This is a genomic window from Arthrobacter antibioticus, assembly GCF_030063205.1.
GTDB lineage: Bacteria > Actinomycetota > Actinomycetes > Actinomycetales > Micrococcaceae > Specibacter.
The window spans coordinates 123,116-149,631 of sequence record NZ_JASISQ010000001.1 but is presented as its reverse complement, the minus strand read 5'-3'; the positions used below and the strand labels follow the sequence as shown (position 1 = coordinate 149,631).

Annotated in this window: 22 protein-coding genes and 1 pseudogene; 13 read left to right on the top strand and 10 right to left on the bottom strand. The window is 56.6% G+C overall.

All coding sequences use genetic code 11. The features are described 5' to 3' along the window. Positions 1 to 29: 29 nt before the first annotated feature. Positions 30 to 1,628 (bottom strand): ABC-F family ATP-binding cassette domain-containing protein, encoded by a 1,599-nt coding sequence (locus tag QMG40_RS00645; protein WP_283526853.1) that lies wholly within the window; start codon positions 1,626 to 1,628, stop codon positions 30 to 32. A gap of 150 nt (positions 1,629 to 1,778) precedes the next feature. On the opposite strand from QMG40_RS00645, the gene QMG40_RS00640 reads away from it, so the two are divergent. Genes QMG40_RS00640 through QMG40_RS00630 form a run of 3 tightly spaced genes read left to right on the top strand, consistent with a single transcriptional unit; the run spans position 1,779 to position 3,789 of the window. After that, positions 1,779 to 2,429: a biotin transporter BioY gene (locus tag QMG40_RS00640; RefSeq protein WP_283526850.1), complete on the top strand. Its 651-nt coding sequence runs from the start codon at positions 1,779 to 1,781 to the stop codon at positions 2,427 to 2,429. Continuing rightward, the gene (locus tag QMG40_RS00635; RefSeq protein WP_459252937.1) at positions 2,426 to 3,145 is read left to right on the top strand and encodes an energy-coupling factor ABC transporter ATP-binding protein; all 720 of its coding nucleotides are present in this window, start codon (positions 2,426 to 2,428) and stop codon (positions 3,143 to 3,145) included. The genes QMG40_RS00640 and QMG40_RS00635 overlap by 4 nt, the downstream gene beginning before the upstream one ends. Beyond that, on the top strand, positions 3,145 to 3,789 hold the full coding sequence (locus tag QMG40_RS00630; protein WP_283526848.1) for an energy-coupling factor transporter transmembrane component T family protein: 645 nt from the start codon (positions 3,145 to 3,147) through the stop codon (positions 3,787 to 3,789). Before QMG40_RS00635 ends, QMG40_RS00630 begins: the two co-directional genes overlap by 1 nt. 154 nt (positions 3,790 to 3,943) lie before the next feature. On the opposite strand, the gene QMG40_RS00625 is transcribed toward QMG40_RS00630, so the two are convergent. Further along, a complete protein-coding gene (locus tag QMG40_RS00625; RefSeq protein ID WP_283526846.1) occupies positions 3,944 to 5,182 on the bottom strand; it encodes a thiolase family protein in 1,239 nt (412 codons plus the stop codon). Continuing rightward, a complete protein-coding gene (locus tag QMG40_RS00620) occupies positions 5,163 to 6,872 on the bottom strand; it encodes a class I adenylate-forming enzyme family protein (protein WP_283526844.1) in 1,710 nt (569 codons plus the stop codon). The genes QMG40_RS00625 and QMG40_RS00620 overlap by 20 nt, the downstream gene beginning before the upstream one ends. Before the next feature lie 136 nt (positions 6,873 to 7,008). On the opposite strand from QMG40_RS00620, the gene ypfJ reads away from it, so the two are divergent. After that, positions 7,009 to 7,959: a KPN_02809 family neutral zinc metallopeptidase gene (ypfJ, locus tag QMG40_RS00615; protein WP_283526842.1), complete on the top strand. Its 951-nt coding sequence runs from the start codon at positions 7,009 to 7,011 to the stop codon at positions 7,957 to 7,959. 92 nt (positions 7,960 to 8,051) lie between these two features. Here ypfJ and QMG40_RS00610 read toward each other — a convergent pair whose 3' ends face one another. Genes QMG40_RS00610 through QMG40_RS00585 form a run of 6 tightly spaced genes read right to left on the bottom strand, consistent with a single transcriptional unit; the run spans position 8,052 to position 13,285 of the window. Beyond that, positions 8,052 to 8,402 carry a metal-sulfur cluster assembly factor gene (locus QMG40_RS00610; RefSeq protein WP_283526840.1) on the bottom strand — a complete coding sequence of 117 codons (351 nt, stop codon included), beginning with the start codon at positions 8,400 to 8,402 and terminating at the stop codon, positions 8,052 to 8,054. 35 nt (positions 8,403 to 8,437) lie between these two features. Further along, positions 8,438 to 9,205: a Fe-S cluster assembly ATPase SufC gene (sufC, locus tag QMG40_RS00605; RefSeq protein ID WP_283526838.1), complete on the bottom strand. Its 768-nt coding sequence runs from the start codon at positions 9,203 to 9,205 to the stop codon at positions 8,438 to 8,440. A 41-nt stretch (positions 9,206 to 9,246) separates the two neighbouring features. Further along, on the bottom strand, positions 9,247 to 9,603 hold the full coding sequence (locus QMG40_RS00600) for a non-heme iron oxygenase ferredoxin subunit (RefSeq protein ID WP_283526836.1): 357 nt from the start codon (positions 9,601 to 9,603) through the stop codon (positions 9,247 to 9,249). Beyond that, positions 9,600 to 10,916, bottom strand: coding sequence for a Fe-S cluster assembly protein SufD (gene sufD, locus QMG40_RS00595; RefSeq protein ID WP_283526834.1), 1,317 nt, complete (start codon positions 10,914 to 10,916; stop codon positions 9,600 to 9,602). The genes QMG40_RS00600 and sufD overlap by 4 nt, the downstream gene beginning before the upstream one ends. Continuing rightward, entirely contained in the window at positions 10,917 to 12,392 is a 1,476-nt protein-coding gene (gene sufB / locus QMG40_RS00590; RefSeq protein WP_283526832.1) for a Fe-S cluster assembly protein SufB, read from the bottom strand. It lies immediately after the preceding gene. Next, positions 12,392 to 13,285 (bottom strand): helix-turn-helix transcriptional regulator, encoded by an 894-nt coding sequence (locus QMG40_RS00585; protein WP_283526830.1) that lies wholly within the window; start codon positions 13,283 to 13,285, stop codon positions 12,392 to 12,394. Before QMG40_RS00585 ends, sufB begins: the two co-directional genes overlap by 1 nt. A 146-nt stretch (positions 13,286 to 13,431) precedes the next feature. On the opposite strand from QMG40_RS00585, the pseudogene QMG40_RS00580 reads away from it, so the two are divergent. The 3 genes and pseudogenes from QMG40_RS00580 to QMG40_RS00570 all read left to right on the top strand — a co-directional run. Next, positions 13,432 to 14,370, top strand: a pseudogene (locus QMG40_RS00580) (ABC transporter ATP-binding protein); the annotation flags it as partial. Positions 14,371 to 14,537: 167 nt separating this feature from the next. Next, positions 14,538 to 15,308 carry an ABC transporter permease gene (locus tag QMG40_RS00575; RefSeq protein ID WP_283526828.1) on the top strand — a complete coding sequence of 257 codons (771 nt, stop codon included), beginning with the start codon at positions 14,538 to 14,540 and terminating at the stop codon, positions 15,306 to 15,308. A 14-nt stretch (positions 15,309 to 15,322) separates the two neighbouring features. Next, the gene (locus QMG40_RS00570; protein ID WP_283526826.1) at positions 15,323 to 16,294 is read left to right on the top strand and encodes a COX15/CtaA family protein; all 972 of its coding nucleotides are present in this window, start codon (positions 15,323 to 15,325) and stop codon (positions 16,292 to 16,294) included. Positions 16,295 to 16,692: 398 nt separating this feature from the next. Here QMG40_RS00570 and QMG40_RS00565 read toward each other — a convergent pair whose 3' ends face one another. Next, positions 16,693 to 17,652 (bottom strand): heme o synthase, encoded by a 960-nt coding sequence (locus QMG40_RS00565; protein WP_283526824.1) that lies wholly within the window; start codon positions 17,650 to 17,652, stop codon positions 16,693 to 16,695. A gap of 422 nt (positions 17,653 to 18,074) precedes the next feature. Between QMG40_RS00565 and tkt the strand changes: the two genes are divergently transcribed. The 6 genes from tkt (at position 18,075) to pgl (ending at position 26,507) form a co-directional block, all read left to right on the top strand. Further along, positions 18,075 to 20,192 (top strand): transketolase, encoded by a 2,118-nt coding sequence (gene tkt, locus QMG40_RS00560; protein ID WP_459252950.1) that lies wholly within the window; start codon positions 18,075 to 18,077, stop codon positions 20,190 to 20,192. A gap of 249 nt (positions 20,193 to 20,441) precedes the next feature. Continuing rightward, positions 20,442 to 21,563: a transaldolase gene (gene tal / locus QMG40_RS00555; protein ID WP_283526819.1), complete on the top strand. Its 1,122-nt coding sequence runs from the start codon at positions 20,442 to 20,444 to the stop codon at positions 21,561 to 21,563. A gap of 4 nt (positions 21,564 to 21,567) precedes the next feature. After that, a complete protein-coding gene (locus QMG40_RS00550) occupies positions 21,568 to 23,205 on the top strand; it encodes a glucose-6-phosphate isomerase (RefSeq protein ID WP_283526817.1) in 1,638 nt (545 codons plus the stop codon). A 16-nt stretch (positions 23,206 to 23,221) separates the two neighbouring features. Continuing rightward, positions 23,222 to 24,766, top strand: coding sequence for a glucose-6-phosphate dehydrogenase (gene zwf, locus QMG40_RS00545; RefSeq protein ID WP_283526814.1), 1,545 nt, complete (start codon positions 23,222 to 23,224; stop codon positions 24,764 to 24,766). Continuing rightward, complete coding sequence (locus tag QMG40_RS00540; RefSeq protein WP_283526812.1) at positions 24,763 to 25,704, top strand: glucose-6-phosphate dehydrogenase assembly protein OpcA; 942 nt, start codon at positions 24,763 to 24,765, stop codon at positions 25,702 to 25,704. Before zwf ends, QMG40_RS00540 begins: the two co-directional genes overlap by 4 nt. Continuing rightward, positions 25,701 to 26,507: a 6-phosphogluconolactonase gene (pgl, locus tag QMG40_RS00535; RefSeq protein ID WP_283526810.1), complete on the top strand. Its 807-nt coding sequence runs from the start codon at positions 25,701 to 25,703 to the stop codon at positions 26,505 to 26,507. Before QMG40_RS00540 ends, pgl begins: the two co-directional genes overlap by 4 nt. Positions 26,508 to 26,516: the final 9 nt, after the last annotated feature.

Genomic DNA, 26,516 nt, shown 5'->3' with positions numbered 1-26,516 from the left:
AACGGCAGTTCTTGCAGAAATTCTTAGTGCTAAGCCAGTGTGATCAGGTCTAGGTAGTCCTGGCTCCAGAGGTCCTCGTCACCGTCAGGTAACAGGACCACGCGTTCAGGATCCAGTGCTGCCACTGCGCCTTCATCGTGGCTAACAAGGACAACAGCGCCCGTGTAGTTCTTCAGTGCACCCAAGATCTCTGCGCGGCTGGCAGGGTCAAGGTTGTTAGTGGGCTCATCAAGCAGCAACACGTTGGCGCTTGAGGCAACGATAGTAGCCAACGCCAAACGGGTTTTTTCACCGCCGGAGAGTACCCCGGCAGGCTTGTTCACATCATCACCGGAGAAAAGGAAGGACCCGAGGATGCCGCGAACTTCGGCGTCGTTCATATCACCAGCTGAGGAACGCATGTTTTCCAAGACGGTGCGGGTTACATCAAGAGTGTCATGCTCCTGGGCGTAGTAGCCCACTTTCAGTCCGTGGCCGGCAATCACTTCACCCGTGTCTGGTTTGGAAACACCTGCAAGCATGCGTAACAAAGTTGTTTTACCCGCACCGTTTAGGCCCAGAATAACGACTTTGGAGCCGCGGTCAATAGCAAGGCTGACATCGGTGAATATTTCCAGCGAGCCGTAGGACTTGCTGAGGCCCTCAGCGGTCAGAGGAGTCTTTCCACAAGGAGCAGGATCGGGGAAGCGCAACGCTGCAACCTTGTCCTGGGCGCGGACTTCTTCGAGCCCGGCCAGCAACCTTTCGGCGCGCTTGGCCATGTTCTGCGCGGCAACAGCCTTGGTGGCCTTGGCACGCATCTTGTTTGCCTGGTCCATGAGGACTCCGGCCTTCTTCTCAGCGTTGGCCCGCTCCCGGCGTCGTGCCCGTTCATCAGTTTCGCGCTGAGCCAAGTATTTCTTCCAGCCCAAGTTGTACTGGTCAATCGTGGCCCGGTTGGCATCCAGGTGGTAAACCTTATTGACAGTGGCTTCAAGGAGTTCGGTGTCGTGACTAATCACAATCAGACCGCCATTGTGGCTTTTGAGGAAGTCGCGCAGCCACGCGATGGAATCGGCGTCCAAGTGGTTTGTCGGCTCGTCCAAGAGCATTGTTTTGGCCCCGGAAAAGAGAATCCGAGCCAACTCCACACGTCGTCGCTGACCACCTGAAAGGGTTTTCAGGGGCTGGTTCAGGATGCGGTCAGGCAGTGCCAAGTTGGAGGAGATGGCTGCTGCTTCCGCCTCGGCGGCGTAACCACCGTTAGCAAGGAACTCCACCTCAATCCTGTCGTAGCGGCGCATTGCCTTGTCCCGAACAGAGTTGTCCTCACTGGCCATGTCGCTTTCAGCCTTGCGCAACTTGGTGATGACCTTATCAAGGTCACGGGCCGAGAGGATACGGTCCTTGGCAAGCTGCTCCATGTCAGGGGTGCGGGGATCCTGCGGTAGGTAGCCGATCTCGCCGGTACGGGTGACCTTGCCACCTGCAGGGAGTCCTTCCCCGGCCAATACACGGGTTAGGGTGGTTTTGCCGGCGCCATTACGGCCCACCAAACCAATTTTGTCACCGGAGTCGATGCGGAAGGATACTTCGTCCATGAGCAGGCGCGCTCCAGCACGTAACTCAAGGTCTTGGACCGATATCAACGTAGTAACCTTTCACGTAAGTGGGTAAGTGCCGCGAAACGTATCTCTCCGGTTCCGGATGAGAGCAGCGTTGAACAACCTACCTAGTCTAACGAGGATCTGAGTTCGTCCAACTCTTACCTTGGCAAAACTTTACCGAAAGCAGCAATAATGAGTTTTTCACGACCTGTGGATGAGACATTGAGTACATCAACTCCACTCTCCGATGCGCCCAACAATAAGGATGGGCTACGCTCCCGGAGAGTCCGATGGGGCGCTATGGACCTCTCGCTGATCGCTGTTTTTGCCGCTCTCTTGGCAGCGTCCATTGCAGTACCGGGCATCAATGTTGGCCCAGCGGGCGTAGCCATCACCTTGCAGACGCTGGTGGTAGTGCTGTGCGGTCTTGTTCTTGGTTTTGCCCGAGGGACTGCAGCCGTAGGGCTGTACGTGCTGTTGGGGCTGATCGGGCTTCCAATTTTTAGCGGTTTCCGGGCAGGCCCGGCAGTGTTGGCGAGCCCATCGGCTGGTTACATCATTGGCTTCATTTTCGGTGCCGCAACTGTGGGCCTTCTGGCCACGTGGGCAGTGCGCAGCCGCTGGCGAGCCGCTGCGCTTTTTGCTGCAGCCATGGCGGGTACAGTAGTTATTCACCTCAGTGGAATTGTGGGATTTGTCATCAAAGGCATGAGCCTGCCAACGGCCATGCTCGCGGATGTTGTTTTTTTGCCGGGCGACATTCTCAAGAATGTTCTAGCCGTGATCATTGCGTTGAGCCTGCACCGGGCGTTCCCGGATCTTTTGCTCCGTCGAAGCAAGTGAACCCTTCTGCTCAAAACACCATTGTCCTGACACAGGCCGGTGTCAGCATCCCCCCGATTGATCCTCGACGCCAGGACGCCAAAAGAATTCTGGCGCCTCTGACCTTGCGGCTGACCGAGTCTCGAATTGCTGTCATTGGCGCAAACGGATCCGGTAAATCGACCTTATTGCGGATGCTGAACGGGCTTGTGCGCCCATCGACCGGCACGGTCGTTGTCAATGGCCGCAATACCATCACTGAGTCATCGGCGGTGCGACGCAGCGTGGGCTTTGTCTTTACGGATCCCATGTCCCAGTTAGTCATGCCAACACCTCAAGAAGACGTAGAGCTGTCTTTGCGCCGGCAGAAACTGGGTAAGCGGGAGCGCAAGAACAAGGCCCTGGCCATCCTTGCGGACTACGGTCTTGAACATTTGGCGGAAAGCAGCATCTATGAACTTTCAGGTGGTGAACGTCAACTGACGGCCCTTGCCACAGTGTTGGCCGTTGTTCCCGAGATATTGGTGCTGGATGAGCCATCAACCCTGCTTGATTTGCGCAACACGAGAATGCTCATGCAACGTCTTGAAACACTTCCTCAGCAGTTGATCATGTCTACTCACGACCTCACGTTGGCCGCAACCTTCCACCGTGTTCTGGTGATTGACCACGGTGATTTAGTGTTCGACGGCGATCCGCAAGAGGCGATCGCCCGGTACCGGGAGTTGGCGCTCTAGTGCGCGGACAGGCCTTTCTAGTAGCCGGATATGTCCCGGGAACCTCGGTGATTCACCGCTTGTCGCTGGGCATTAAAGCTCTCCTGCTTTTTAGTATCGCCGTTCTGTGTTTAGCCTCCCCGTTAGTTTCAACGCGCGTTGGCGTTCGCACAACCACCCTGACCTTGGTTGTGGTTGTGGTGGGGCACTTTTTGGCCGGTCTGAGCTGGCAGCGCATGTGGCGAGCAGTGCGAATGATGCTAATCTTTTTGGTGCTGATCATGGGGTACCAGTGGTGGCAACACGGCCCATGGGTCGCCTGGAGCGTCATTGCCGCGATCCTCGCTACAGTGCTGGCTTCAAACATTTTGACGGCCTCAACACCCGTTGACGAGCTCCTGGATGGTTTGGCTGCGCTTGTGATGCCGTTAAAGCGGTTTGGTGCAGACCCCGAACGGTTCTCTCTCACAGTGGCGCTGATGCTTCGTAGCATCCCCTTTGTCATAGGGGCCTTTGCCGATGTCCGTGACGCAGCCCGCGCCCGAGGCCTTGAAAGAAACCTACTGGCCCGCTCACTGCCGGTGGTCATTGCCACAGTGGGCTATGCCCGCGCCACGGGTGATGCCTTGGCCGCCCGTGGTCTCGGTGAGCCTGAGAGTAGCTAACCCAACCAAGAGTCCGAGCCCCTGAAGAGTTTAGGTCCCTGGAAGACTCCAGAGACGATGGTGGGTAGAAAAGTGCTGAGGCTAACATGATCCCCGGCGGCACCGATGTGCAGCTGTCTATCTGGGGCTACTGAGCTTATAAGTTCTATTAGTTCTACGAGTCATGCATCTGAGTCCACTGGAATTGCGCTGTAATACCCATTCCACCTGCCATGCTGATCATGGCGAGGGCATCTGTGCCTAAATCGGCGCCGCGCCGGGCACGGGCTAGCAGCCTCGTCACAAGGACAGCCCCAGATGCCCCGTACGGATGCCCCAAGGCCAAGGCACCGCCGTCGTGGTTAAAGATGCCGGGATCTACTCCGAGAAGATCTGCAACGGCCAGAACTTGCGCGGCAAAAGCTTCATTGAACTCGACCAGGGCCGCAGCCAACCCGTTGCGGCTAAGGCCCGTGCGGGACATGAGCTTGCGGGTGGAATAAGCGGCTCCAGCTCCGAGCAAGGTAGGCTCATTGCCCAGCACGGCACTATCTATAAATTTCAATCCCCGTGCACTTTCTCCGGTGATTCTTTGCTGACTCGCAATTGCTCGTGCTCGCGTTAGAGACGTAACAAGCAGCAAAGCCGCACCATCACTGTACGGGCATGAATTCCCTGCAGTAACGGTTCCACCGGGTACAAAAGCGGCGGGAAAGCGGGCCATCAGGGATGGCGTAAGGTTCGGTCGTGGCCCCTGATCGGCGAGGAGTCCGGCGAAGGAGATAAGCTCATCTGCAAAGTGCCCTTTCTGCGCCGCCTTGATCGCCCGGTCATGGCTCTCTAAGGCGTAGGCGTCCTGGCGTTGGCGTGTAATGCCATAGTGCGCGGCTACATTCTCCGCCGCTTGACCGGCATCTGGATCACCAATGTCCTCGGGCGCAAACTGTGCCCGCGCAAAAAACTCAAGGCCGCCATCAGCCAGCCTGTGTGCCCGCGCAGGGGCGGTGCTGATACTCTCCACTCCCCCTGCCAGATAGAGGTCCCCCGCACCGGCCTGAACTAGTCTGGCGGCCAGCACCACGGCTTCCAAACCCGAACCACACTGCCTGTCTACAGTAAGTCCTGTGACAGTGTGCGGAAGTCCAGCCGTCAATGCGGCGAGCCGGGCAACGTTGCCACCTCCACCTACAGCATTACCCAGGATGACATCACTAATTTCCGACACTGGAATCCCGGATTGGGCAATCAGGTCTCTAATGACGACAGAGGCAAGTTCATGGGCCCGGTATTTCTTATAGGCACCCCCTGCTTTCGCTGTGGGAAGCCGTCTGCCCGCAATGATGACGGCTGTTGTGTCGGGATCGCTTGTTGTGGTTGGAGTTCCGGAGGTGGAGCTAGGTAATTCGCTGGGCACGGGTGTCCCCTTCGTTGATCCACTGGGAGAGGATGGCCCTGCTAATTTTGCCGCTATTAGTTAGCGGCAGTTCCAACATTTCAAAGTACCTGGTTGGGCGTTGCTGCGCTGTTAATGTTGATGCCACGTGGCGAAGTGCCGCCATGAAGGAAACCGCACCTGCCGTGGTGCTGCCTGTGGCGCTGTGATCTCCATCCAGGCGGCTTGCAGAGCTGTAAATTCCTGCAACAACGCGCTGACCCCTGACGGGATCGGCAATACCTGTGACAACAATTGTGAGCACACCGGCACAGTTATCAGCCATCGCCAGGACTTCCTCAACATGGTGCGGATAAACATTCGTGCCGGCCACGATGATCATGTCACTGGCTCGGCCGGCTACATGCAGGACACCTTGGGAATCAAGATGGCCTTGATCACGGACAGTGCACCACTGCCCGTCATCACCACTGTCCAATGGGGCAGAGGAAAATGGAGCAGGGGACAATGAAGCAGGGGAAACTGTGTGCTTGTCAGCTCTGAGAGTACCGAAGGCCAACCCATCGTCACCCCATGCGTAGCCACAGCAAACATAAGGACTTTTGACGAAAATATAGCCTGACTGCCCCGCTGGTAGGAGGTTGCCAACTTCATCCCGAATGCTGATCTCCACTCTAGGAAATGCTGTGCCAACTCCGGCAGGGGTGTCCTCTCCTGCTTTCCTAACCACCGCACCTTTAGTGACATCTACGAGAGAAGAGTTACCTTGGAGCTCTGGTGCGGACGGCAAGTTCAAATCCTGGGGCCGTGCCAGGATCGAGTTTGTGGGCGCAAATTTTAGTGTGGAAGCGGCAACGAAACCCAGTTCTGCGGCACCATAATACTGCTGTATTTGTGCATTGGGTGCCCATTGATGAGCCAATGCCACAGTGGATGCAGACAGCACAGAACCTGCGCAAAGAATGGAGGAAATTCCGTCCCCGCTTTGTTTTGTTGCTAAACCGCGGGCCGCTAGCAGGTCAAGGATAGTTGGCACCAGCACAACACGGTTAACTTTGTTGCGTGCTATTGCTAATAAAGCAGCATCGGCATTGAAGCTGGGCAGGATGACGAAAGTGGATCCTGCATAGATGGACTCGCCCAGAGCATAGAGATTCATGCTGGCAGCCAGCGGCCCGGGTGCTAGTGTCACCGTCTCAGTTCCCAGCCCGAAGTACTCCGTGCTATTTGCGAAGGAGGTTTCCCACGAGTCGGCGTTGCGAACAAACGCTTTGGGCAGACCGCTGGTCCCGGAAGAAAGACCGAGTAAGAACGGCGGCGATACGTCATTGTTCCGTTCTTCTAGCCAGGCCTCTGCTGCACCTTTCAAGTCTTGGCGCAGGGCAAGCGGCCAGCCGTTTTCCAGTACCATTGCCGTCAGGGAGTGGAAGACAGCACCACAAAATTCGACCACCAGGTCTGCCCCGGAAGCAGCGTCAATGACCACTAGCTGGCCAGCAGTTGAACTATCTGCGCTCACGGAAATCCCCGGGACCAGTCCGTGGACAGTGTCCGGGATCAAGTTCATTGCCGGGTTAGTAGCTGGGTCCTTGTGAACAGTTTGCGCAGCTTGGAGCAGCTGGGCAAAACTATAACGTTGTTCGCCTGCAACCAGCGCGCAATCGCCGCCACGACTACTAGCCCAGTCCTTGAGTTTCTCGATGAAAGGCATCCTCTTCATCGTAGAGGAGATTCGGGTTTCCATGTGGATGCAGTAGCTGTGGCTAGGCCCTGGATACCGGTGGCTGGCCTCTAGACAGTCGTGCCGGGCTAATTCAAAAATGTGCCACAGGCGCTACTCTATTCTCATGACTTTTAATGAAGGTGCTCGCCTTGACCCAACTCAGGCGGAGGATCGCCGTGGCCGTGGCGGAATGGGCCGTGGTGGAATGGGCCGTGGCGGAAAAATCGGGATTGGTTTAGGGGGCGGCATTGTGGTCCTCATTGGGGCACTCCTAGGGATTAATCCTGATCTGCTTGCCTCTGTGCTTGAGGGAACGGAGAATCAACCGGCGATTGAGCAATCCGGCAGCGAAACGCTTGAAAACTGTCAAACCGGAGAGGACGCCAACAACCTCCTCGCCTGCCGCATTCTGGGCACAGCTAACTCACTCAACGCATTCTGGCCAGGGTATCTTGCTCAACAGACTCAGAATATATCCGGCCCAAACCAATCCGGGGTGAAGTATCTCAGGCCCACAACAGTCATCTTTTCTGGAGGAGTTGATACAGCGTGCGGACAGGCGACTACTGCCGTTGGTCCGTTCTACTGCCCTGGAGACACTAAGGCTTATTTCGATCCAGATTTCTTTGTCCAACTTCAAAATCAGTTTGGTTCCTCTGGTGGCCCGCTAGCCCAGGAATATGTTGTGGCACACGAGTTCGGCCACCACATACAAAACCTTATGGGGACTCTTGACCGTGCCGGGCAAGGGGGCACTGGAGCCCAGTCCAACGCCGTGCGTACCGAACTACAAGCTGATTGTTATGCGGGGATTTGGATGCGGCATGCCTCATCAACACCAGCGCCGGGAACCAGTGAGCCGTTCATGAAGCCGCTACTACAGGACGATCTTAACGATGCCTTGTCTGCGGCGTCTTCAGTGGGCGATGACAGGATCCAGCAGGCCGCTACCGGTGGCACGAATCCTGAATCGTGGAGCCACGGTTCCAGTGAACAGCGTCAAAAATGGCTCCACGCCGGCTACCAGAGCGGAGATCTAGCCACCTGTGACACCTTCTCTGTGCCCAAGGTATAGCCCAGAGCGGGGATAGCAAAAAAACTCGCAGCAACCAATGAATTGCATGGAGAACGTGCAATTCATTGGTTGCTGCGAGTTGGTTTTGCTACTTAGATGTTGAAGCCCAAGGCCCGCATCTGATCCCGGCCGTCGTCCGTGATTTTCTCCGGACCCCACGGCGGCATCCACACCCAGTTGATCCGCCATTCATCCACAATGGGGTTCAGTGAGTTTTCAACCTGTTCTTCGATGACGTCCTGCAAGGGGCAGGCCGCTGTGGTGAGCGTCATGTCCAACAGCAAGGCGCCGTCGTCTCCATACCGCAGGCCGTACAGCAGTCCCAAGTCAACGATGTTAACCCCAAGCTCGGGGTCAATGACGTCCTTGAGTGCTTCTTCGACGTCTTCGAGGTCAGTTTGGCCAGCAACAATGGGTGCGCTTGTTTCGCTGATGTCAGTCATGATTCCTTCTTAGCGATGGTTGAGTTGTGCAGCGTTTAGGCCGTTGTTGACTCGGCAACCAAGAAACGGTCGTAGCCTTCATTTTCCAAGCGGTCTGCAAGTTCCGGGCCGCCCTGTTCTGCGATGGTGCCATCGACGAACACGTGGACAAACTGCGGCTTGATGTAACGCAGGATGCGTGTGTAGTGGGTGATGAGCACAGTGCCCAGTCCACCGGCGTCGATTGCACGGTTTACGCCCTCGGCAACAACTTTCAATGCGTCAACGTCAAGACCGGAGTCCGTCTCATCCAGAACTGCGAACTTGGGATGGAGCAGTTCAAGCTGGAGAATCTCATGACGCTTCTTCTCGCCACCGGAGAAACCTTCGTTGACGTTGCGCTCGGCGAACTCCGGCTCGATCCGCAGCTGCGCCATGGCAGCCTTGACGTCCTTGGTCCAGGTACGCAACTTGGGGGCTTCGCCGTCGATCGCGGTCTTTGCGGTACGCAAGAAGTTGGTCATGGTCACGCCGGGGATTTCTACCGGGTACTGCATGGCCAGGAACAAGCCGGCGCGGGCACGCTGATCGACAGTCATTGTCAGAACGTCTTCGCCGTCGAGAGTGATGGATCCACTGTCCACCGTGTAACGCGGGTGACCTGCAATAGTTGCCGCGAGCGTTGACTTACCGGAACCGTTGGGGCCCATGATGGCGTGGGTTTCGCCTGTGTTGATGGTTAAGCTGACACCCTTGAGGATCGACTTGGTGCCTTGCTCAGTGGTGATGCTAACGTGCAGATCCTTGATTTCCAGAGTAGACATACTCTATTTTCTCCTAAAAAGTGTGTTTGCGGGTCGCTACGCTACTGCGTGCTGACACCGTTAAGAATGTTGGTGACGTCCACATAGACGTCGCTGCCGTGAACGGCTAGGGCAAAGACGGGAACAGGTTCGAAGGCTGGCAATGTCAGCGGCTGACCTGATGAAAGATCAAAAGAGCTGCCATGTGCCCAGCATTCGATTGTGCCGTCCTCCACGTCGCCTTCGCTCAAGGAGATCTCTGCGTGTGAGCAGGTATCCCCAATTGCGTGCAGCTCCCCGTAGGAGTCCCTCACAATGGCGATGGGATAATCGTCAATCTCAACAAGCAAGGACGACTTCACCTGAACTTCGTCATCTTGGCAGACAACGACTCCGGCGGGCGTGGAGGAATCACTCATTGTGGTGTCGCCGCCAATTCGCGTTCCACGGACTCGCGCAAACGTTCTTCAAGGGCCGGAACCCGAATGCTCTGGATGACCTCGTTCAAGAAACCACGGACCACCAGACGGCGGGCAACGCTTTCCTCAATGCCGCGAGCCTGGAGATAGAACAACTGTTCGTCGTCGAAACGACCGGTTGCACTTGCGTGTCCAGCCCCTTCAATCAGACCAGTCTCAATTTCCAAGTTGGGCACGGAGTCGGCACGGGCACCCTGGGTAAGAATCAGGTTACGGTTCAGCTCGTAGGTGTCAGTGCCCTCGGCTTCCGCACGAATGAGAACATCGCCAATCCAGACAGCATGTGCACCGTCGCCCTGCAAGGCACCCTTGTACGTGACACGAGACTTGCAGTGCTTCGTGGAGTGATCCACAAAGAGGCGCTGCTCAAGGTGCTGACCAGCATCTGCAAAGTAGAGCCCGTTCATTTCAACGTCACCTCCAGTACCTGTGAAGCGAGCGGCAGGTGTGGTGCGCAGCAAATCGCCACCGAGGTTGATGACTACGTGCTTGACCTTTGCATCGCGGCCAACCTTGATGTGCTGGGCGCTGGCGTGCACAGCGTCGTCGTTCCAGTCCTGGATGCTGACAACCGTGAGGTTTGCACCATCTTCAACAAGGACCTCGACGTTTTCACTGAGAACAGCTGTTCCACGGTGGTCAAGGACAACAACGCCTGTTGCAAATTTCTTCGCCACAACCACTATGTGGGCTGCCGCTGGTGAGTCTCCCTGACCCGTCAGGGTCAAAGTGGTGAGATTATCTGCGGTGCCTGCGAATTCTGCAGGCAGAGTAACAACAGTGGCTTCCTTGAAGTTCTCCCAGGCGGCCGCGGATACGCGATCCTCGGGAATGCCGGCGCAACCGATGCGTGAATCATCGCGCCCAACAGTCTCAACTGTGACTTCGTCGGGGCCGGAGACTACTACCAGAGGGCCTGGGCCGCTAAGCTCTTGGCCCTTGATACCCACGCGGTCAAGGCCACGCAGGCGCTTGAGCGGTGTGAAGCGCCAGTCTTCTTCGCGGCCAGTGATAGCAGGGAAGTCGGCGAGCTTGTATGAGGTCTTGCGGCCTGCACGTGAGCTGTCGGGAATCCCTACCCCACCACCATGGCTGTCGCCGCCGTGGCTGTGTGCTTTGGCAGCACTGCCACCAAGGGGACCGGACTCGGGATTGATCTCGGAAAGGCTTTCGCCCTCCTCGGTCATGCCCTTAATGAAGTCCTGCGACCATACTTTTGACTCTGTTTCGTGTTCTTGCTTGAGCTCGGTCATTTAGCCGACGGCCCCTTCCATCTGCAGTTCAATCAGGCGGTTCAATTCGAGGGCGTATTCCATGGGCAGTTCCTTGGCAATCGGCTCGATGAAGCCACGAACGATCATGGCCATGGCCTCGTCTTCTGGCATACCGCGGGACTGCAGGTAGAACAGCTGCTCCTCACTGACCTTCGAGACTGTTGCCTCGTGCCCCATGGAGACATCGTCTTCACGAACGTCAACGTAGGGGTAAGTATCTGAGCGAGAAATGGTGTCAACTAACAATGCGTCGCAACGAACAGTGTTGGCCGAGTGGTTTGCACCTTCACGGATTTGCACCAAACCACGGTACGCAGAGCGTCCGCCACCTCGGGCAACAGATTTGGAGATGATCGAAGACTGCGTGTTTGGCGCAATGTGGACCATCTTGGATCCGGTGTCCTGATGCTGGCCCGGGCCCGCAAATGCAACCGAGAGGGTCTCACCCTTGGCATGCTCGCCGACCAAATAAACGGCCGGGTACTTCATGGTGACCTTCGAGCCGATATTGCCGTCAACCCACTCCATGGTGGCGCCCTCATGTGCAATGGCGCGCTTTGTCACCAAGTTATACACGTTGTTGGACCAGTTCTGGATGGTGGTGTACCGAACGCGAGCGTTCTTCTTAACCACGATCTCCACGACAGCGGAGTGCAGTGAGTCGGTTGTGTAGACCGGTGCCGTGCAACCCTCAATGTAGTGAACGTAGCTTCCCTCATCAGCGATGATGAGCGTGCGCTCAAACTGGCCCATGTTCTCGGTATTGATGCGGAAGTAGGCCTGAAGAGGTATTTCCACCTGAACGCCCGGGGGAACATACACGAATGAACCGCCAGACCATACTGCTGTATTCAGCGAAGCAAACTTGTTATCACCGATCGGAATCATGGTGGCGAAGTACTCCTGGAAGAGTTCAGGGTAATCACGCAATCCTGTATCGGTGTCAGTGAAGATAACACCCTGCTCTTCCAAATCCTCGCGGATCTGGTGGTAGACAACTTCGGACTCATATTGGGCCGTCACGCCACCGATCAGACGGTTGCGTTCAGCTTCGGGGATGCCCAACTTTTCGTAGGTGTTGCGGATATCTTCCGGCAGCTCCTCCCACGTAGTCGCCTGCTTTTCCGTGGAGCGCACGAAGTACTTGATGTTATCGAAGTCAATGCCGGAGAGGTCAGCACCCCATGTCGGCATGGGCTTACGGTCGAAGTACTTTAGCCCCTTCAACCGCATGTCCAGCATCCACTGTGGCTCGCCCTTTTTGGCCGAGATGTCGCGGACTACTTCCTCGCTGATGCCACGGCGGGCATTGTCGCTGGACTCGTTTTTATCCGACCAGCCGAAGGCGTAGTTTCCCAAGCCTTCCAGTTCCGGGTTTGCCTCGAGGATGTGGGTAATTGTGGTGTCTTCGACAGCAGTCTTCGCGCCTACATCCTGCGCTAATTGATCCGTCATCACGGCCTTTCTTGCTGATGGTTGGAAATTTGGTTCGACGGGCGTTGTTTGCCCGCCGTAACAGTAGTTGCCGGTGCACTTCTCGATTGGACACTGCTTGAACGCATTATCCGGCGTGGTGCAGGGGTGGTTTGGGTTGTGCCCTGGGGCATTGCACCCTGGGGTGCTGTGTAACTGGGCGCCGTGGCCAACTTGCGCACCACGGCTCTGCCAGTGGGAACGTGAGTTGTGCAGACGTGTCCTCCACTAGCCATGGTGGAGAGCCTTCGCACGTCTACGCCGATGAGCCTAGCAAAAACATCGGTCTCAGCATCGCAGAAGTCGGGAAAAGAAGTAGCAAGTTCTTGAATGGGGCAGTGGCCTTGGCACAGCTGCTCGGCAGCCATGGCAGTGCCGGCATTGAGTGAATTGGATGTGGCTACAAACCGGTCGTTGTTCAAGGCAGTAGCGAGCGCCTTGGACCTGGCGGCTACATCTGTTCCGGCAGCGTCAACGATAGGCTGGTATTTTGCTTCCATTTTTGCGAAGCGGCGCCGGGCGAACTCAACAACGCCTATCTCGCCATGTGTGCCAGCAATCTCTTGCAGCGCAAGCTTGGCGATTTCCAAGTAGTCATCACCAATTTCGGTTTGACCACGCCTCGAAACAACATAGCGTCGAGCGGGCCTGCCAGCGCCACTCTTGGCATTGCTGATGAGTTTTACTTCGATGAGTCCCTCACGAGTCAAGGAGTCCAGATGTCTGCGGACCGCAGCCGGGGTCAATCCCAGCAAAGCGCCCAGTTGCGCGGCGCTCACAGGTCCTTGTTCAAGGACGGCAGTTAAGACGCGGTCTCGGGTACGTTCGTCAGGTTCAACGACGGGACTAGTCCCAGGTTCAACGTGCTGACTCATTAACACCTCCACACACTCGCACTAACCGAAATTATTAGACAACACAAGTATGCCGTAATTGACTATGTGGCGCCACTAAGGTGAGCCTACCCACGCGCAGCTCCCGTGGCGGGCAAGTGCTCAAGTCCGTCGCGTACAATAGCCGCGTGAGAAAAACAGATTCCCCCGCTCTGGAAATATCCGGACTCATCAAGGACGTGGGACCCTTACCGGCGCTGGATGGTCGGATGAAACGTATTGTTTCCAACGTTAGCCTCAGAGCCCACTTCGGTTCAGTCACTGCACTTTTGGGGGCTAACGGGGCCGGTAAAACTACAACTATTGAATGCGCGCAGGGCGTGCAGTCCCGCACTGGCGGCAGCATATCTCTACTAGGCCAAGATCCGGAAAATGCCGACGCGCACCTCCGGGCTCGGGTTGGCGTGATGTTGCAGGATGGTGGATTGCCACCCTCTGCCCGGCCCATTTCGCTTCTCCGCCATGTAGCCAGCCTCTACGCGAACCCCCTCAGTGTTGATGCCTTGGTTGACAGACTCGGTATCGCCGAGTTTTCGGACACCAATATTCGGCGTCTTTCTGGTGGACAAAAGCAGCGTGTTGCCTTGGCTGCAAGCCTGTTAGGGAACCCCGAGGTTCTCTTTCTGGATGAGCCCAGCGCTGGCCTTGACCCGCAGTCACGGCTCATGGTTTTTGAACTGATTCGGGAACTGCGAGATGGCGGCAAAGCCATTGTCCTGACCACACATCTGCTAGACGACGCGCAGCGACTGGCAGATTACGTTTACATTGTGGATAAAGGTGCATCGGTGGCCCAGGGAACTGTGCCGGAACTGTTGGAGCAATCTACTGCCGCGCTGAAGCGCCGGGTCATGACTTTCGAGGCAGCTCCTGACTTGGAGCTATCCCCCTTGATGCGCGTCGGCCTTTCCTGCACCGAGACGCGTCCGGGCAGCTACGCTCTCTCCGGCAAGCTGGAACCAGCCGACGTAGGACGATTCGGGCTTTGGTGCGCTGAAAACGCTATAATGCCAACTTCGATTCATCTGGCATCCCAATCTCTGGAGGATGTTTTCTTGGCCATATCTCGGGGAGAGACAGAGGGCCTGGGCGAGATTCCAGCACCCGCAGATCAGTCAGAGCCGTTGAGCCGATCAGGGCAGGATCCGAGCAGAGAGAACCACAAGCTCGGCACCACTTCGGGCACGTATATGGGTGGATCCATGGCTACGAACACGGGAAGCAGGGAGATTTCATGAGTTCCCTCTTTCACAATGCGCCTGTTGGCCGACCTGCCTCATTGGCGAAGCGGATTTCCAGCCAGGGAAAGTACGAGGCTGGCACTATGCTCCGCAATGGGGAGCAGCTTGTGCTCATGGTTGTTATGCCATTGCTGGGGCTGTTTGCACTGGTTGTCACTCCCCTGCTTGACGGTATGGGCCATTCCCGGGTCGCCATTGCGACGCCAGGAATTCTTGCGCTATGTGCGCTTTCAACAGCCTTCACCGGCCAGGGTATTGCGACAGGCTTCGACCGTAGATATGGCGTATTGCGATTCCTCTCAACTACACCGTTGGGTAAGGGCGGGCTGATCGCGGGCAAGGTCATTGCTGTGCTGGTGGCCTTGGGCCTGCAGATAGTGCTGATCTCAACTGTTGCGGCGTTCATTGGCTGGCGTCCGCCGTTGGTCGGAGTTCTATTGGGCATCCCCTTGTTGATATTGGGAGCGGGTGCCTTCACCGCTCTGGGTCTGCTCATTGCAGGTACCGTACGTCCAGAAGCCACCCTCGCCATCACCAACTTGGGCTGGATACTGTTCGCAGCGGTGGGCGGGATAGTGTTACCCGCCGGAAAGTTCTCCAATACCCTTGACGGCTTTGTTCAGTGGCTACCATCTGGTGCGCTGGGAAACCTCATGAGGGCAGCACTGATTGAGAGCCGCTTGGATATCTGGGGGCTCATAGTTTTGATGGCATGGGCTGTGGTTGCAACCATCGCAGCGGTCAAGTGGTTCAAATGGAATTGAAAGGGGACACGCAAGTGACTCAGAGCAGCACAGCATCGCATAAGACGTTGCGGAATTTTACCGACAAGTTGCCCACCACGATCACCCCCGCTATCCAGCGGCTATCCGTGGGCTCACTCATCGGTCAAGGCGTCCTGATTGTTTCAGGCGGTGTCGTACGTGTCACAGGATCGGGACTGGGATGTCCTACATGGCCCAAGTGCACGGCTGAATCACTGACCAATACCCCTGAAATGGGGATCCACGGCATCATCGAATTCGTCAACCGCACATTAACATTTGCACTCGCTGCGGTGGCGCTGGCCCTGCTGGTCATGCTTTGGAATATGCGCAAGGAGCGCAAGGACTTGTTTTGGTTGGCCTTCGGGCTGCTGGCGGTCATTCCAGCGCAAGCGGTCATTGGAGGTGTTACGGTCCTGACGGGACTCAACCCGTATGTGGTGAGCCTGCACTTCCTTGTCTCCGCCGCGCTCGTGGTAGTTTCGATGCTTCTTGTGAATAGGACATACGGGCGGACGGGAGCCACCTCACCACGCGAGGTGTCGCGACCACGCACGATTGTTCGCCATCTCAGCGTGGTTGCCGGCGTAGCAGGTTATCTTGCCGTAGTCCTAGGGACACTAGTTACTGGTTCAGGGCCTCATTCTGGCGACTCCACTTCGCCACGTATGGAGCTAAACGGCTACGTAGTGACTCGGATACACGTAGTTCCTGTGTATGTCTTGGTTGCCGCGGCCCTAGTACTACTCATTCTGATATGGCGCAATGGCAGAGGTGACATGATGCGCAACGCAGCGATCCTCCTCTTTGCGTCAGTGCTTTTCCAGGGCGCCATCGGCTACTGGCAGTACTTCACGGGAATACCTGTCCTGCTGGTTATTGTGCATATGGTGGGTGCCTCTCTGATGCTAGCGGTGGGTACTAACATCATGGACGTTGCCTTGCGACGCGGTCACGACTCCGTCTCCGTCAGCCAGGATCGCTGAGCTGTCAACAGCCGCCTGTTATCAGCCGGGCGAGGCGGGCGCTACGCCGGACTTCCTCCGCTGCCGATGGAATGCGCAAGTTGAAGTTGGAGATCATAACGCGCCTTCTGCAGCTTGACCCCCGTTGAGGATTCGTTGAGTGTCTGGCCATGTCATTTCGGGTGTCATGATCTCCAATCTCAAGCCAAGAGTGCGGTGGAGTATAAAAGTGGACTGCAAGAGCTCAGCGCAGCGGATGCACGCTTGCTCAAACCCGCGCGGGAGCAAAGAAAAGCGACCGGTGAGCTCCAAGGAGAAGTCGCCGGCCGCCGTCGAACAGTTGCGCCTAAACAGTTGCGCCCTAGAGAGTTAGCGCTCTAGGGCATCAGGGTGCTGAAACAATAGTGGAGCAGAACCTTTTAGCCCATGAGAGCAGTGCCCACAAAGGGATCAACTGCCAGGGACAGGAACACCAGCGTCAGATACGTAATGGAAACGTGGAAGACCTGCATAGCGTTCTTCTTGGTCACAAGGTCCTTCTTGGCATTGTTGTACAGCTTGTGAGCCTCGAACAGGAACCAGGCACCAGCGGCAGCTGTTACTACGGTGTAGACAATACCGGCGCCGCCAAGCGGAATCATGAGTAGAGAGCAAACCACCATGGCCCAGGTGTAGAGGACAACCTGCACCGATACGGTGCGGGATCCTGCAATTGCGCCGAGCATGGGTACGTTGGCGGCGTTGTAATCATCGCTGTAGCGCATTGACAGCGGCCAGTAGTGCGGCGGCGTCCACAAAAAGATGATCATGAATAAAATCACGGCGGGCCATTGCACCGTGTTCGTGACAGCGGCCCAGGCAATCAGCACAGGCATGCAGCCAGCAGCGCCGCCCCACACAATGTTTTGTGACGTGCGTCGCTTGAGTATGAGTGAGTAAACCACTACGTACAGGAAGATCGCACCAATGCCGAGCATGCCTGTCAATGGGTTGATGCTCCACAGCAAAACCACGGCTAGAACAGTAAGAACCCAGGAGAAGATGAGTGCTTCACGCGGTGTGATCACGCCGGTCACTAACGGGCGCTTGGACGTGCGATTCATGACTTTGTCGATGTCGCGGTCAATGTAGCAGTTGAACGCACCCGAGGCGCCGGCGGCAAGCGCGCCACCCACCATTGTGGCGACCATCAGCCACAGGCTGGGTACCCCGGTCTTTCCAGCAAAACCATGAGCGTAAAACATGGTGGGCAATGTGGTGACGAGAAGGAGCTCCACAACCCGCGGTTTTGTCAGGGCCAAATAGCCCTTTGCTTTTTCCGAAAAGCCGATGGAAACTTTTGGCGAAGTCTCAGCAGCCGGGGTATGAGTTGCACTCACTTGTTTAAGTCACCATGTTTTCGTTGTTGATTCGGCGCAGGGTGTTCATTCCGCGCTGCCAGCCATGCCGTGGTGGGTTGGCTGTCACAGGATTGACAGGGCCCGGGCAAAGCTCTTAACAGCATACCTGTTTGTGCCGCCGCAGCGCTAAAAACCTTTAAGTCAAGGTGTGGCGTTTGGGTTCTCAACATATGAAAACTAATCACGTTTGTGGCACTAACTCGTGTAACTTTAGAAGTGCCTGACCTTGCGGGAGCATGAAGATGCTTTAACCCGTGGGATCATGCTGAATATTACTGCAGTATCACCTCGGGGCAGGGCCTGAGGAAGAGCCGTTAACGCTAGTTTTTATGTGTCGCGCTTGATTGCCCTGCACTTGCAGAACATATGCCCATAACGAGAGGGACCCGTCAGTGTCACATCTGGAATTACCAACGTTCACCTGGACCGCCAACGATCAGCGCGCAGTGGATACCGCCCGTATATTGGCCGCAGACGCCGTTGAAAAGGTGGGCAACGGTCACCCCGGAACGGCCATGTCATTGGCTCCCGCCGCATACTTGTTGTTCCAGAAAGTCATGCGCTTGGACCCCAAGAACCCTGACTGGATGGGCCGTGACCGCTTCATCCTCTCCCCCGGACACACATCGCTAACACTGTACGTGCAACTGTTCCTTTCCGGATATGGCTTGGAGTTAAAGGACCTTGAAGCGCTGCGCACATGGGGTTCACTGACCCCCGGGCACCCCGAATACAAACACACGGCAGGGGTTGAAATCACCACTGGTCCCTTGGGCCAGGGCCTTGCCTCAGCTGTTGGTTTCGCATACTCACAGCGCCGTATGCGTGGCCTGATGGACCCCGACGCCGAGGCCGGTACTAGCCCGTTCGACCACACTGTCTGGGTTATCGCCTCCGACGGGGACCTCCAGGAAGGTGTCACTAGCGAAGCTTCCAGCTTGGCCGGACATCAGGAGCTGGGCAACTTGGTGGTTATCTATGATTCCAACCACATCTCCATTGAAGATGACACCAATGTTGCCTTCTCCGAGGATGTCCTGAAGCGCTATGAAGCATACGGCTGGCATGTGCAACGGGTTGACTGGACCAAAACCGGTAAGTACGTAGAAGATGTTGCCGAGTTGCACGGTGCCCTCGATGCCGCCAAGTCCCAGACAAGCAAGCCGTCCATCATTTCCTTGCGCACCATCATTGGCTACCCGTCACCGAAGAAGCAAAACACTGGAGCGATCCACGGTTCGGCATTGGGTGGCGACGAGGTTGTTGCGCTCAAGGAAGTCCTTGGCTTCGATCCGGAAAAGCACTTTGAAGTTGAGCCGGAAGTTCTTGAACATGCTCGCCAAGTTCTTGATCGCGGTGCGGCAGCCCACGCCGAATGGAACACCGGGTTTGCGGCTTGGAAGTTGGCCAACCCGGAGAATGCGGCACTTCTTGAGCGGATTGAAAAGAAAGAACTGCCTGCTGGTTGGGAGGAGAACCTGCCGGTCTTTGACAGCGGCAAGGATGTTTCAACCCGGGCAGCCTCCGGTAAGGTCCTGAACGCTATTGGAGCGGTTCTGCCAGAGCTCTGGGGTGGCTCCTGCGACCTGGCCGGATCAAATAACACCACGATTGAGGGCTCGGGCTCATTCATTCCCGCCTCAAGGCAGACAGACACCTGGTCCGGCGGTCCGTACGGGCGTGTACTGCACTTTGGTATCCGTGAACACGCTGCGGCCGCGATTGTCAATGGAATTCATTTGGGGGGCCCCACGCGCGCCTACTCAGGGACGTTCTTGATTTTCAGCGACTACCAGCGCCCAGCGATTCGACTCTCCGCTTTGATGGGTGTGCCGTCTATTTTCGTGTGGACGCACGACTCCATCGGACTGGGTGAGGACGGACCCACCCACCAGCCCGTTGAGCAACTTGCCACTTTGCGCGCCATACCCGGTCTGGACGTAGTCCGCCCCGGGGATCCCAACGAGGTCTCGATCGCGTGGAAGAAGATTCTGGAAACAAAGGACAATCCGGCCGGGATTGTCCTGACGCGCCAGAACATTCCCACCTACGCCCGCGGGACCGGAGCAGCCACGGCTACTGAGTTTGCCTCAGCGGACCTGGTTTCTCGTGGTGGTTACGTTTTGGCGGAGGCAGTGGCCGACGGCGAGATAGTCACCCCTGCGGTGATTTTGATCGCCACGGGATCCGAAGTCCAGCTTGCGGTTGAAGCCCGCGAAGCTCTCGCCACCGAAGGAATTGCTGCACGCGTGGTTTCAATGCCATGTGTCGAGTGGTTCAACAACCAGCCCTCTGAATACCGCGAGGAGGTCCTGCCCGCAGGTGTCAAGGCGCGCGTCTCCGTTGAAGCCGGTTTGGCTTTGGGCTGGCGTGAATTTGTTGGCGATGCAGGACGTTCCATCTCGCTGGAACACTTTGGCGCATCTGCTGACTACAAGGTCCTTTTCAAGGAATTTGGTATTACCACCGAGGCTGTCACGGCCGCTGCCAAGGATTCTGTGGCTGCAGCCAGGGCATAACAGCCCAAGTCCCCGGGGCAGCGCCCTGCGCTGCTGCCCCGGGAATCCTCATACTTTTCTCCCGCTACTCTCGCTACGTGCCAAACACACCGGGCGTGGTGGCAGCAGCGGGAATAGATCACCTCACCTGCAGTGCTGAAATAAGCAGTACTTAAATTAGCGCTATCTAAATAAGCACTATCTGAATAAGCAGTGCTGATCGAGGCATTGTTCAGAGCTGCAGGGCCGCAATCCCAAGGAAGTAGCAAAATGACTAATACAACACCCACCGCCGCACTTTCCGCCGCAGGTGTCTCCATCTGGCTTGACGATCTTTCCCGCCTTCGCCTCAACAGTGGCAGCCTGGCTAAGCTCATCGAAGAAAAAAACGTTGTTGGCGTCACCACCAACCCCAGTATTTTCGAAGCAGCCATCACCAAGAGCGATGACTACAAGTCCGAGCTGAAGAAATTTTCTGCCGCCGGCATTACTGCCGAAGACGCTGTCTTTGAAATAACCACCTCAGATGTTGCCGACGGCTGCGATCTCTTCGCGCCAGTTGCCGCCGCCACCAAGGGAGTTGACGGCCGTGTCTCCATTGAAGTTGATCCCCGCAAAGCGTGGGACACGGACGGAACCATCGCTGAAGCTAAGCGCCTGTACGCGAAGGTGAACAAGAAGAACGTCTATATCAAGATTCCGGCCACGCTTGAAGGTCTTGAGGCCATCACGGCTACCCTGGCCGAGGGTATCAGCGTCAATGTCACCTTGATCTTCTCGCTTGAGCGTTACCGCGCCGTAGTCAACGCTTTCATTAGCGGACTTGAGCAGGCTAAGGCCAACGGGCACAACCTGGCTGATATCCACTCAGTTGCGTCCTTCTTCGTTTCACGCGTGGACTCAGAAATTGACAGCAGACTTGATGCCATCGGTACCGATGAGGCCGCAGCCTTGAAGGGCAAAGCCGGCTTGGCCAACGCCCGTCTGGCATACCAAATCTTTGAAGAGGTGTTCACCTCGGAGCGTTGGGCATTGCTCGCCGATGCCGGAGCGCTCCCCCAGCGTCCCTTGTGGGCCTCCACAGGTGTAAAAAACCCCGACTACCCGGACACGCTGTACGTCACTGAACTGGTTGCTGCGAACGTTGTCAACACCATGCCGGAAAAAACCCTGGATGCTACCTACGACCACGGTGTAGTCAGCGGTGACACCATCACCGGAACGTATGGAGAAGCCAACGCACTGCTGAACAAGCTTGATGGGTTGGGCATCTCCTACGCAGAGGTTGTGAACCTGCTGGAGACCGAGGGACTAGAGAAGTTTGTTGCAAGTTGGAAAGACCTACTTCACCACGTCCAGGATGCACTCGATGCAGCAGGCGCGGAAGGCTGAGACCATGACATCACTGGCATTTGCGGCCACAGGAGCCGCACAAGCTGCCGGAGCCGCTCACCTGATGACGCTTGTGGCAGATCAGGTCGCATCACGGATTTTCGAAAAGGATGCGACGTTGTGGGGGCCCGAGGCTGAAGCCGAATCAGCCATCCGCCTTGGTTGGGTAGAGGCAGCAGAAATTTCTCGACCCTTAGTGACCGAGATCATTGCCCTACGTGATGAGCTGCACGCCGAGGGCATCAACCACATTGTTTTGTGCGGCATGGGAGGCTCGTCCTTGGCGCCCGAGGTCATCACAGCGACAGCTGGTGTTGAACTGAGCGTCCTCGACAGTACAAACCCAGAACAGGTCAGGGCAGCTGTTAGTGACCGTCTGGAAACCACAGCTATTGTTGTGTCTTCGAAGTCCGGCTCCACCTTGGAAACGGACTCACAACGGCGGATCTTTGAGCAGCAGTTTAACGAGGCAGGCATTGACGCTAAGTCACGGATCATTATCGTGACAGACCCCGGCTCACCCCTCGATGAATCTGCGCGGAAAGCCGGCTACCGCAAGGTCTTCAACGCAGACCCCCATGTAGGCGGCCGATACTCGGCACTGACAGCGTTCGGACTGGTTCCCTCGGGCCTGGCAGGCGTGGATATTGCTGCGCTGCTTGACTCGGCGGAGGAAGCAGCCGAAATGCTGCGCGATGACGACGTTGACAACGTGGGGCTGCGCCTCGGGGCCGCACTGGGGGGTACCTCGCCGCTACGTAACAAAATAGTCATTGTTGATGAAAATTCGGCCCTGGTTGGATTCCCCGACTGGGCTGAGCAGCTCATCGCCGAGTCCACAGGTAAGCTCGGCACCGGTGTGTTGCCGGTAGTAGCAGAGGTGAACTCCCCTGAGGTCACCTCTGGCGCCGCTGATGTACTCGTTGTGCGTCTGGTATCCGGAGATGCGGATGTAGAGCTTCGCGAGAATGAAGTGAGCATCGCCGGCGATCTTGGTGCACAGATGATGGTGTGGGAGTTTGCCACGGTAGTGGCCGGCCGTCTGCTGGATATCAACCCTTATGATCAGCCTGATGTTGAGGCAGCCAAGACTGCTGCTCGCGGCCTACTGGATTCAACACCGGAAACAACACCGGCTCTGTTCACCGATGGTGCCATTGAGGTGCGCACGGCTAACAGCGACGCCGGCTGGCTTAGTGGGGCAACATCACTGGCAGAAGCACTTACTGCTTTGGTAGGCACACTGTCCACTGACGGATACCTCAGCGTGCAGGTCTACCTTGACAGGCTCTCGCATGCACCGTTGGCACAAGTCCGTAACGAGCTGGCAGAGCTTACCTCCCGTCCCGTCACCTTTGGCTGGGGGCCGAGATTCCTGCACTCCACCGGACAGTTCCACAAGGGTGGCCCGGCAATAGGGGTGTTCCTTCAAGTTACTGGAACTGCAGAGCCGGACCTGGCTATCCCGGAGCGGCCGTTCAGCTTTGGGGAGCTCATCAGCGCCCAGGCTGCTGGCGACGCCGCTGTGCTTGCCGATCAAGGACGCCCCGTACTGCGCCTGCATTTCACGGACACAGCTGCTGGCGTTACTCAACTCAAGGCCGTGGTGGCTACGCTTGCTGGCCGCCACTCCAACGGATAAGGCTGCCGCTCAACAGATGCCGACTTCTGACACAACACAAAATGAAAACCCGCTTCGGGACAGCCGCGATCGGCGGCTGTCCCGGGTAGCGGGCCCATCTTCGCTGGTTCTCTTCGGCGTGACGGGAGATTTGTCACGCAAAAAACTCATGCCCGCAGTGTATGACCTCGCAAACCGCGGGTTACTGCCACCGAGTTTTGCTCTTGTTGGCTTCGCCCGACGAGCATGGAGTGCAGAGGATTTTGCCGCCGAAGTCAAAGAATCGGTTCAAGCAAACTGCCGCACGCCCTTTGATGAAGTGGTTTGGAATCAGCTCAGCGAAGGAATCCGCTTTGTCGAGGGGGAATTTGATGACGACGATGCTTTTGAGCGGTTGAAGACCACCCTGGCTGAACTTGACGAAAAGCGAGGGACGCGCGGCAATCACGCATTCTATCTCTCGATTCCTCCCAAGGCCTTTGAACTTGTGTGCCGTCAGCTCTCAGAGCATGGTTTGGCACAATCAGGGGAGGGAAACTGGCGCCGGGTTGTTATTGAGAAGCCCTTTGGTCACAACTTAGAGTCAGCCAGGGCTCTGAATGACATTGTGGAGTCAGTTTTTCCACCAGACTCCGTATTCAGGATTGACCACTACCTGGGCAAGGAAACCGTTCAAAACATTTTGGCGCTGCGCTTTGCCAACCAGTTCTTTGAGCCGCTATGGAATTCCAACTACGTTGATCACGTGCAGATCACCATGGCCGAGGATATCGGCACAGGTGGACGAGCAGGTTACTACGATGGCGTTGGCGCGGCACGCGACGTCATTCAAAACCACCTCTTACAACTTTTGGCGCTAACAGCCATGGAAGAGCCCATTTCCTTCAACGCCGAGCATTTGCGGGCTGAAAAGGAAAAGGTGCTGGCTGCGGTGAAGTTGCCCCAGGATCTATCTAAGCACTCAGCTCGCGGCCAATTCTCAGGCGGTTGGCAGGGCGGGGAGGAAGTGCTTGGTTACTTGGATGAGGAAGGAATTCCTGCCGATTCCACCACTGAGACATTTGCCGCAATTCGTCTTGATATTCATACTCGCCGTTGGGCGGGGGTGCCTTTCTACTTGCGTACGGGTAAACGCCTGGGTAGGCGTGTGACCGAAATTGCGGTTGTTTTCAAGCGCGCACCCAACCTCCTCTTTACAGATCACGAAGAGGATGACTTCGGACAGAACGCAGTCGTTATCCGGGTCCAGCCTGATGAGGGTGTCACTATTCGCTTCGGCTCGAAAGTTCCTGGGACTCAAATGGAAGTTCGTGATGTCACCATGGATTTCGGTTATGGACACGCATTTACCGAGTCAAGTCCGGAAGCGTATGAACGGTTGATTCTGGATGTACTGCTGGGTGAACCCCCACTGTTTCCGCGACACCAGGAAGTGGAGCTGTCCTGGAAGATCCTTGACCCGTTCGAGGAGTATTGGGCAGCCGAAGGTATGCAACCTGAAAGTTATGAACCCGGCAGCTGGGGCCCTTCTTCAGCTGAAGAGTTGTTAAAGCAAGACGGAAGGACGTGGCGACGACCATGATTGTTGAACTGCCTAACACCACCACTTCCCAAATCACCAAAAAGATAGTTAAGATGCGCGAGCAGGGTGGCGTTGTCACGCTGGGACGTGTTCTAACCCTTGTGGTGATTACCCGAAATGGTTCCGAAGAAGAAGCAATCACAGCAGCCAACCTGGCTAGCCGGGAACACCCCTGCAGAATTATTGTGTTGGCTTCAGGTTCAGACACGGAGGAAACCCGCTTAGACGGCGAGATTCGTGTTGGCGGTGACGCTGGGGCCTCCGAGGTGATAGTGCTGCGAGGGTTCGGAGAGCTGGCTGTAGAGAGCGAATCAGTCATATCTGCGCTTCTGCTCCCCGATGCCCCGATCGTAGCCTGGTGGCCCAATGAGGCCCCCGAGTCACCCAGCACCTCTCCTATTGGCCGGATAGCTCATCGCCGGATCACCGACTCGCGTAATGCACACGATCCCAAGGAAGCACTTATCCGCATTGGCAGCACTTACGCCGCTGGTGACACGGATCTGGCATGGACGCGTTTGACCAACTGGCGTATCCAGCTGGCCGCGGCTTTGGAAGAGTACGACGGCGATGACCCCATCACCGCTCTTAGAGTTGAGGGAGCGAGCGACTCCCCCAGTACTTTGCTGCTGGCAGCATGGCTGCATCGGGCGCTGAACGTGCCCATTACGGTTGTGCACGGCCCACGGGGTACGGGTATCCGCACGGTCGTCATGGAACGAGAAAAGGGCACTGTTACGCTGACTCGCCCCGGCGCCATGGAGGCAACCCTGACTCAGCCGGATCAGCCTGAGCAGCAAATTTCTTTGCCACGACGTTCCCTGCAGGATTGTTTGGCTGAAGAACTGCGCCGACTTGATCCTGATGAAGTATTTGGTGAAGTAGTCACCGAAGGTTTGAAAAAACTGTTGGCAGAAGAAGAGGTTGTTCAGTCATGAGTCCCAATGTCCGCATCACTCCGCACCCGTCCTTTGACGTACTAGCCGCCACAACAGCTGCTCGGCTGATAACCCGCTTGCTGGATGTTCAAAGTGAACGCGGAGAGGCCACGGTTGTGTTGACCGGGGGCAGCGTTGGCATCGCGACCCTGGCCGAGGTTGCGAAATCCCCGGCTCACTTGGCGGTGGATTGGAATAAAGTTAACTTTTGGTTCGGTGATGACAGGTTCGTGGACACAGACTCACCTGATCGCAACTATGTGCAAGCTGCGGAGGCTTTGCTCAACCACATTGCCGTTGATCCGCAACGCGTTCACGTCATGGCGGCCTCAGACACAGTCGCCAGTCTTGAGGACGCCGTTGCGAATTACGCTCGCGAACTAGCGCACGCGGGCCGTACGGAATGGGAGAACGACGACGAGACGTCCGGCACAGAAGCACCGCCGGTTCCACGCTTTGATGTGCTCCTGCTGGGACTTGGCCCGGACGCCCATATCGCGTCGCTCTTCCCCGAGATGGCTGGCATCCGGACAACCGGCGTGCCTGTGGTGGGGGTATTGAACTCACCTAAGCCGCCGCCGTCGCGCGTTTCACTGACACTGGAAACCATCAATTCTGCACAAGAAATCTGGATTGTTGCTGCAGGGGCTGACAAGGCTGCGGCAGTGGGCCTGGGACTTGCAGGTGCCAGTGCGGTCCAAGTGCCGGCCTCCGGCGCGCGGGGCATCAATAAGACAATGTGGCTCCTTGACGAGGCTGCAGCCGCAAAAGTTCCTACAGAGCTCTTGCGTCGGGAACGATAACCACTTTTT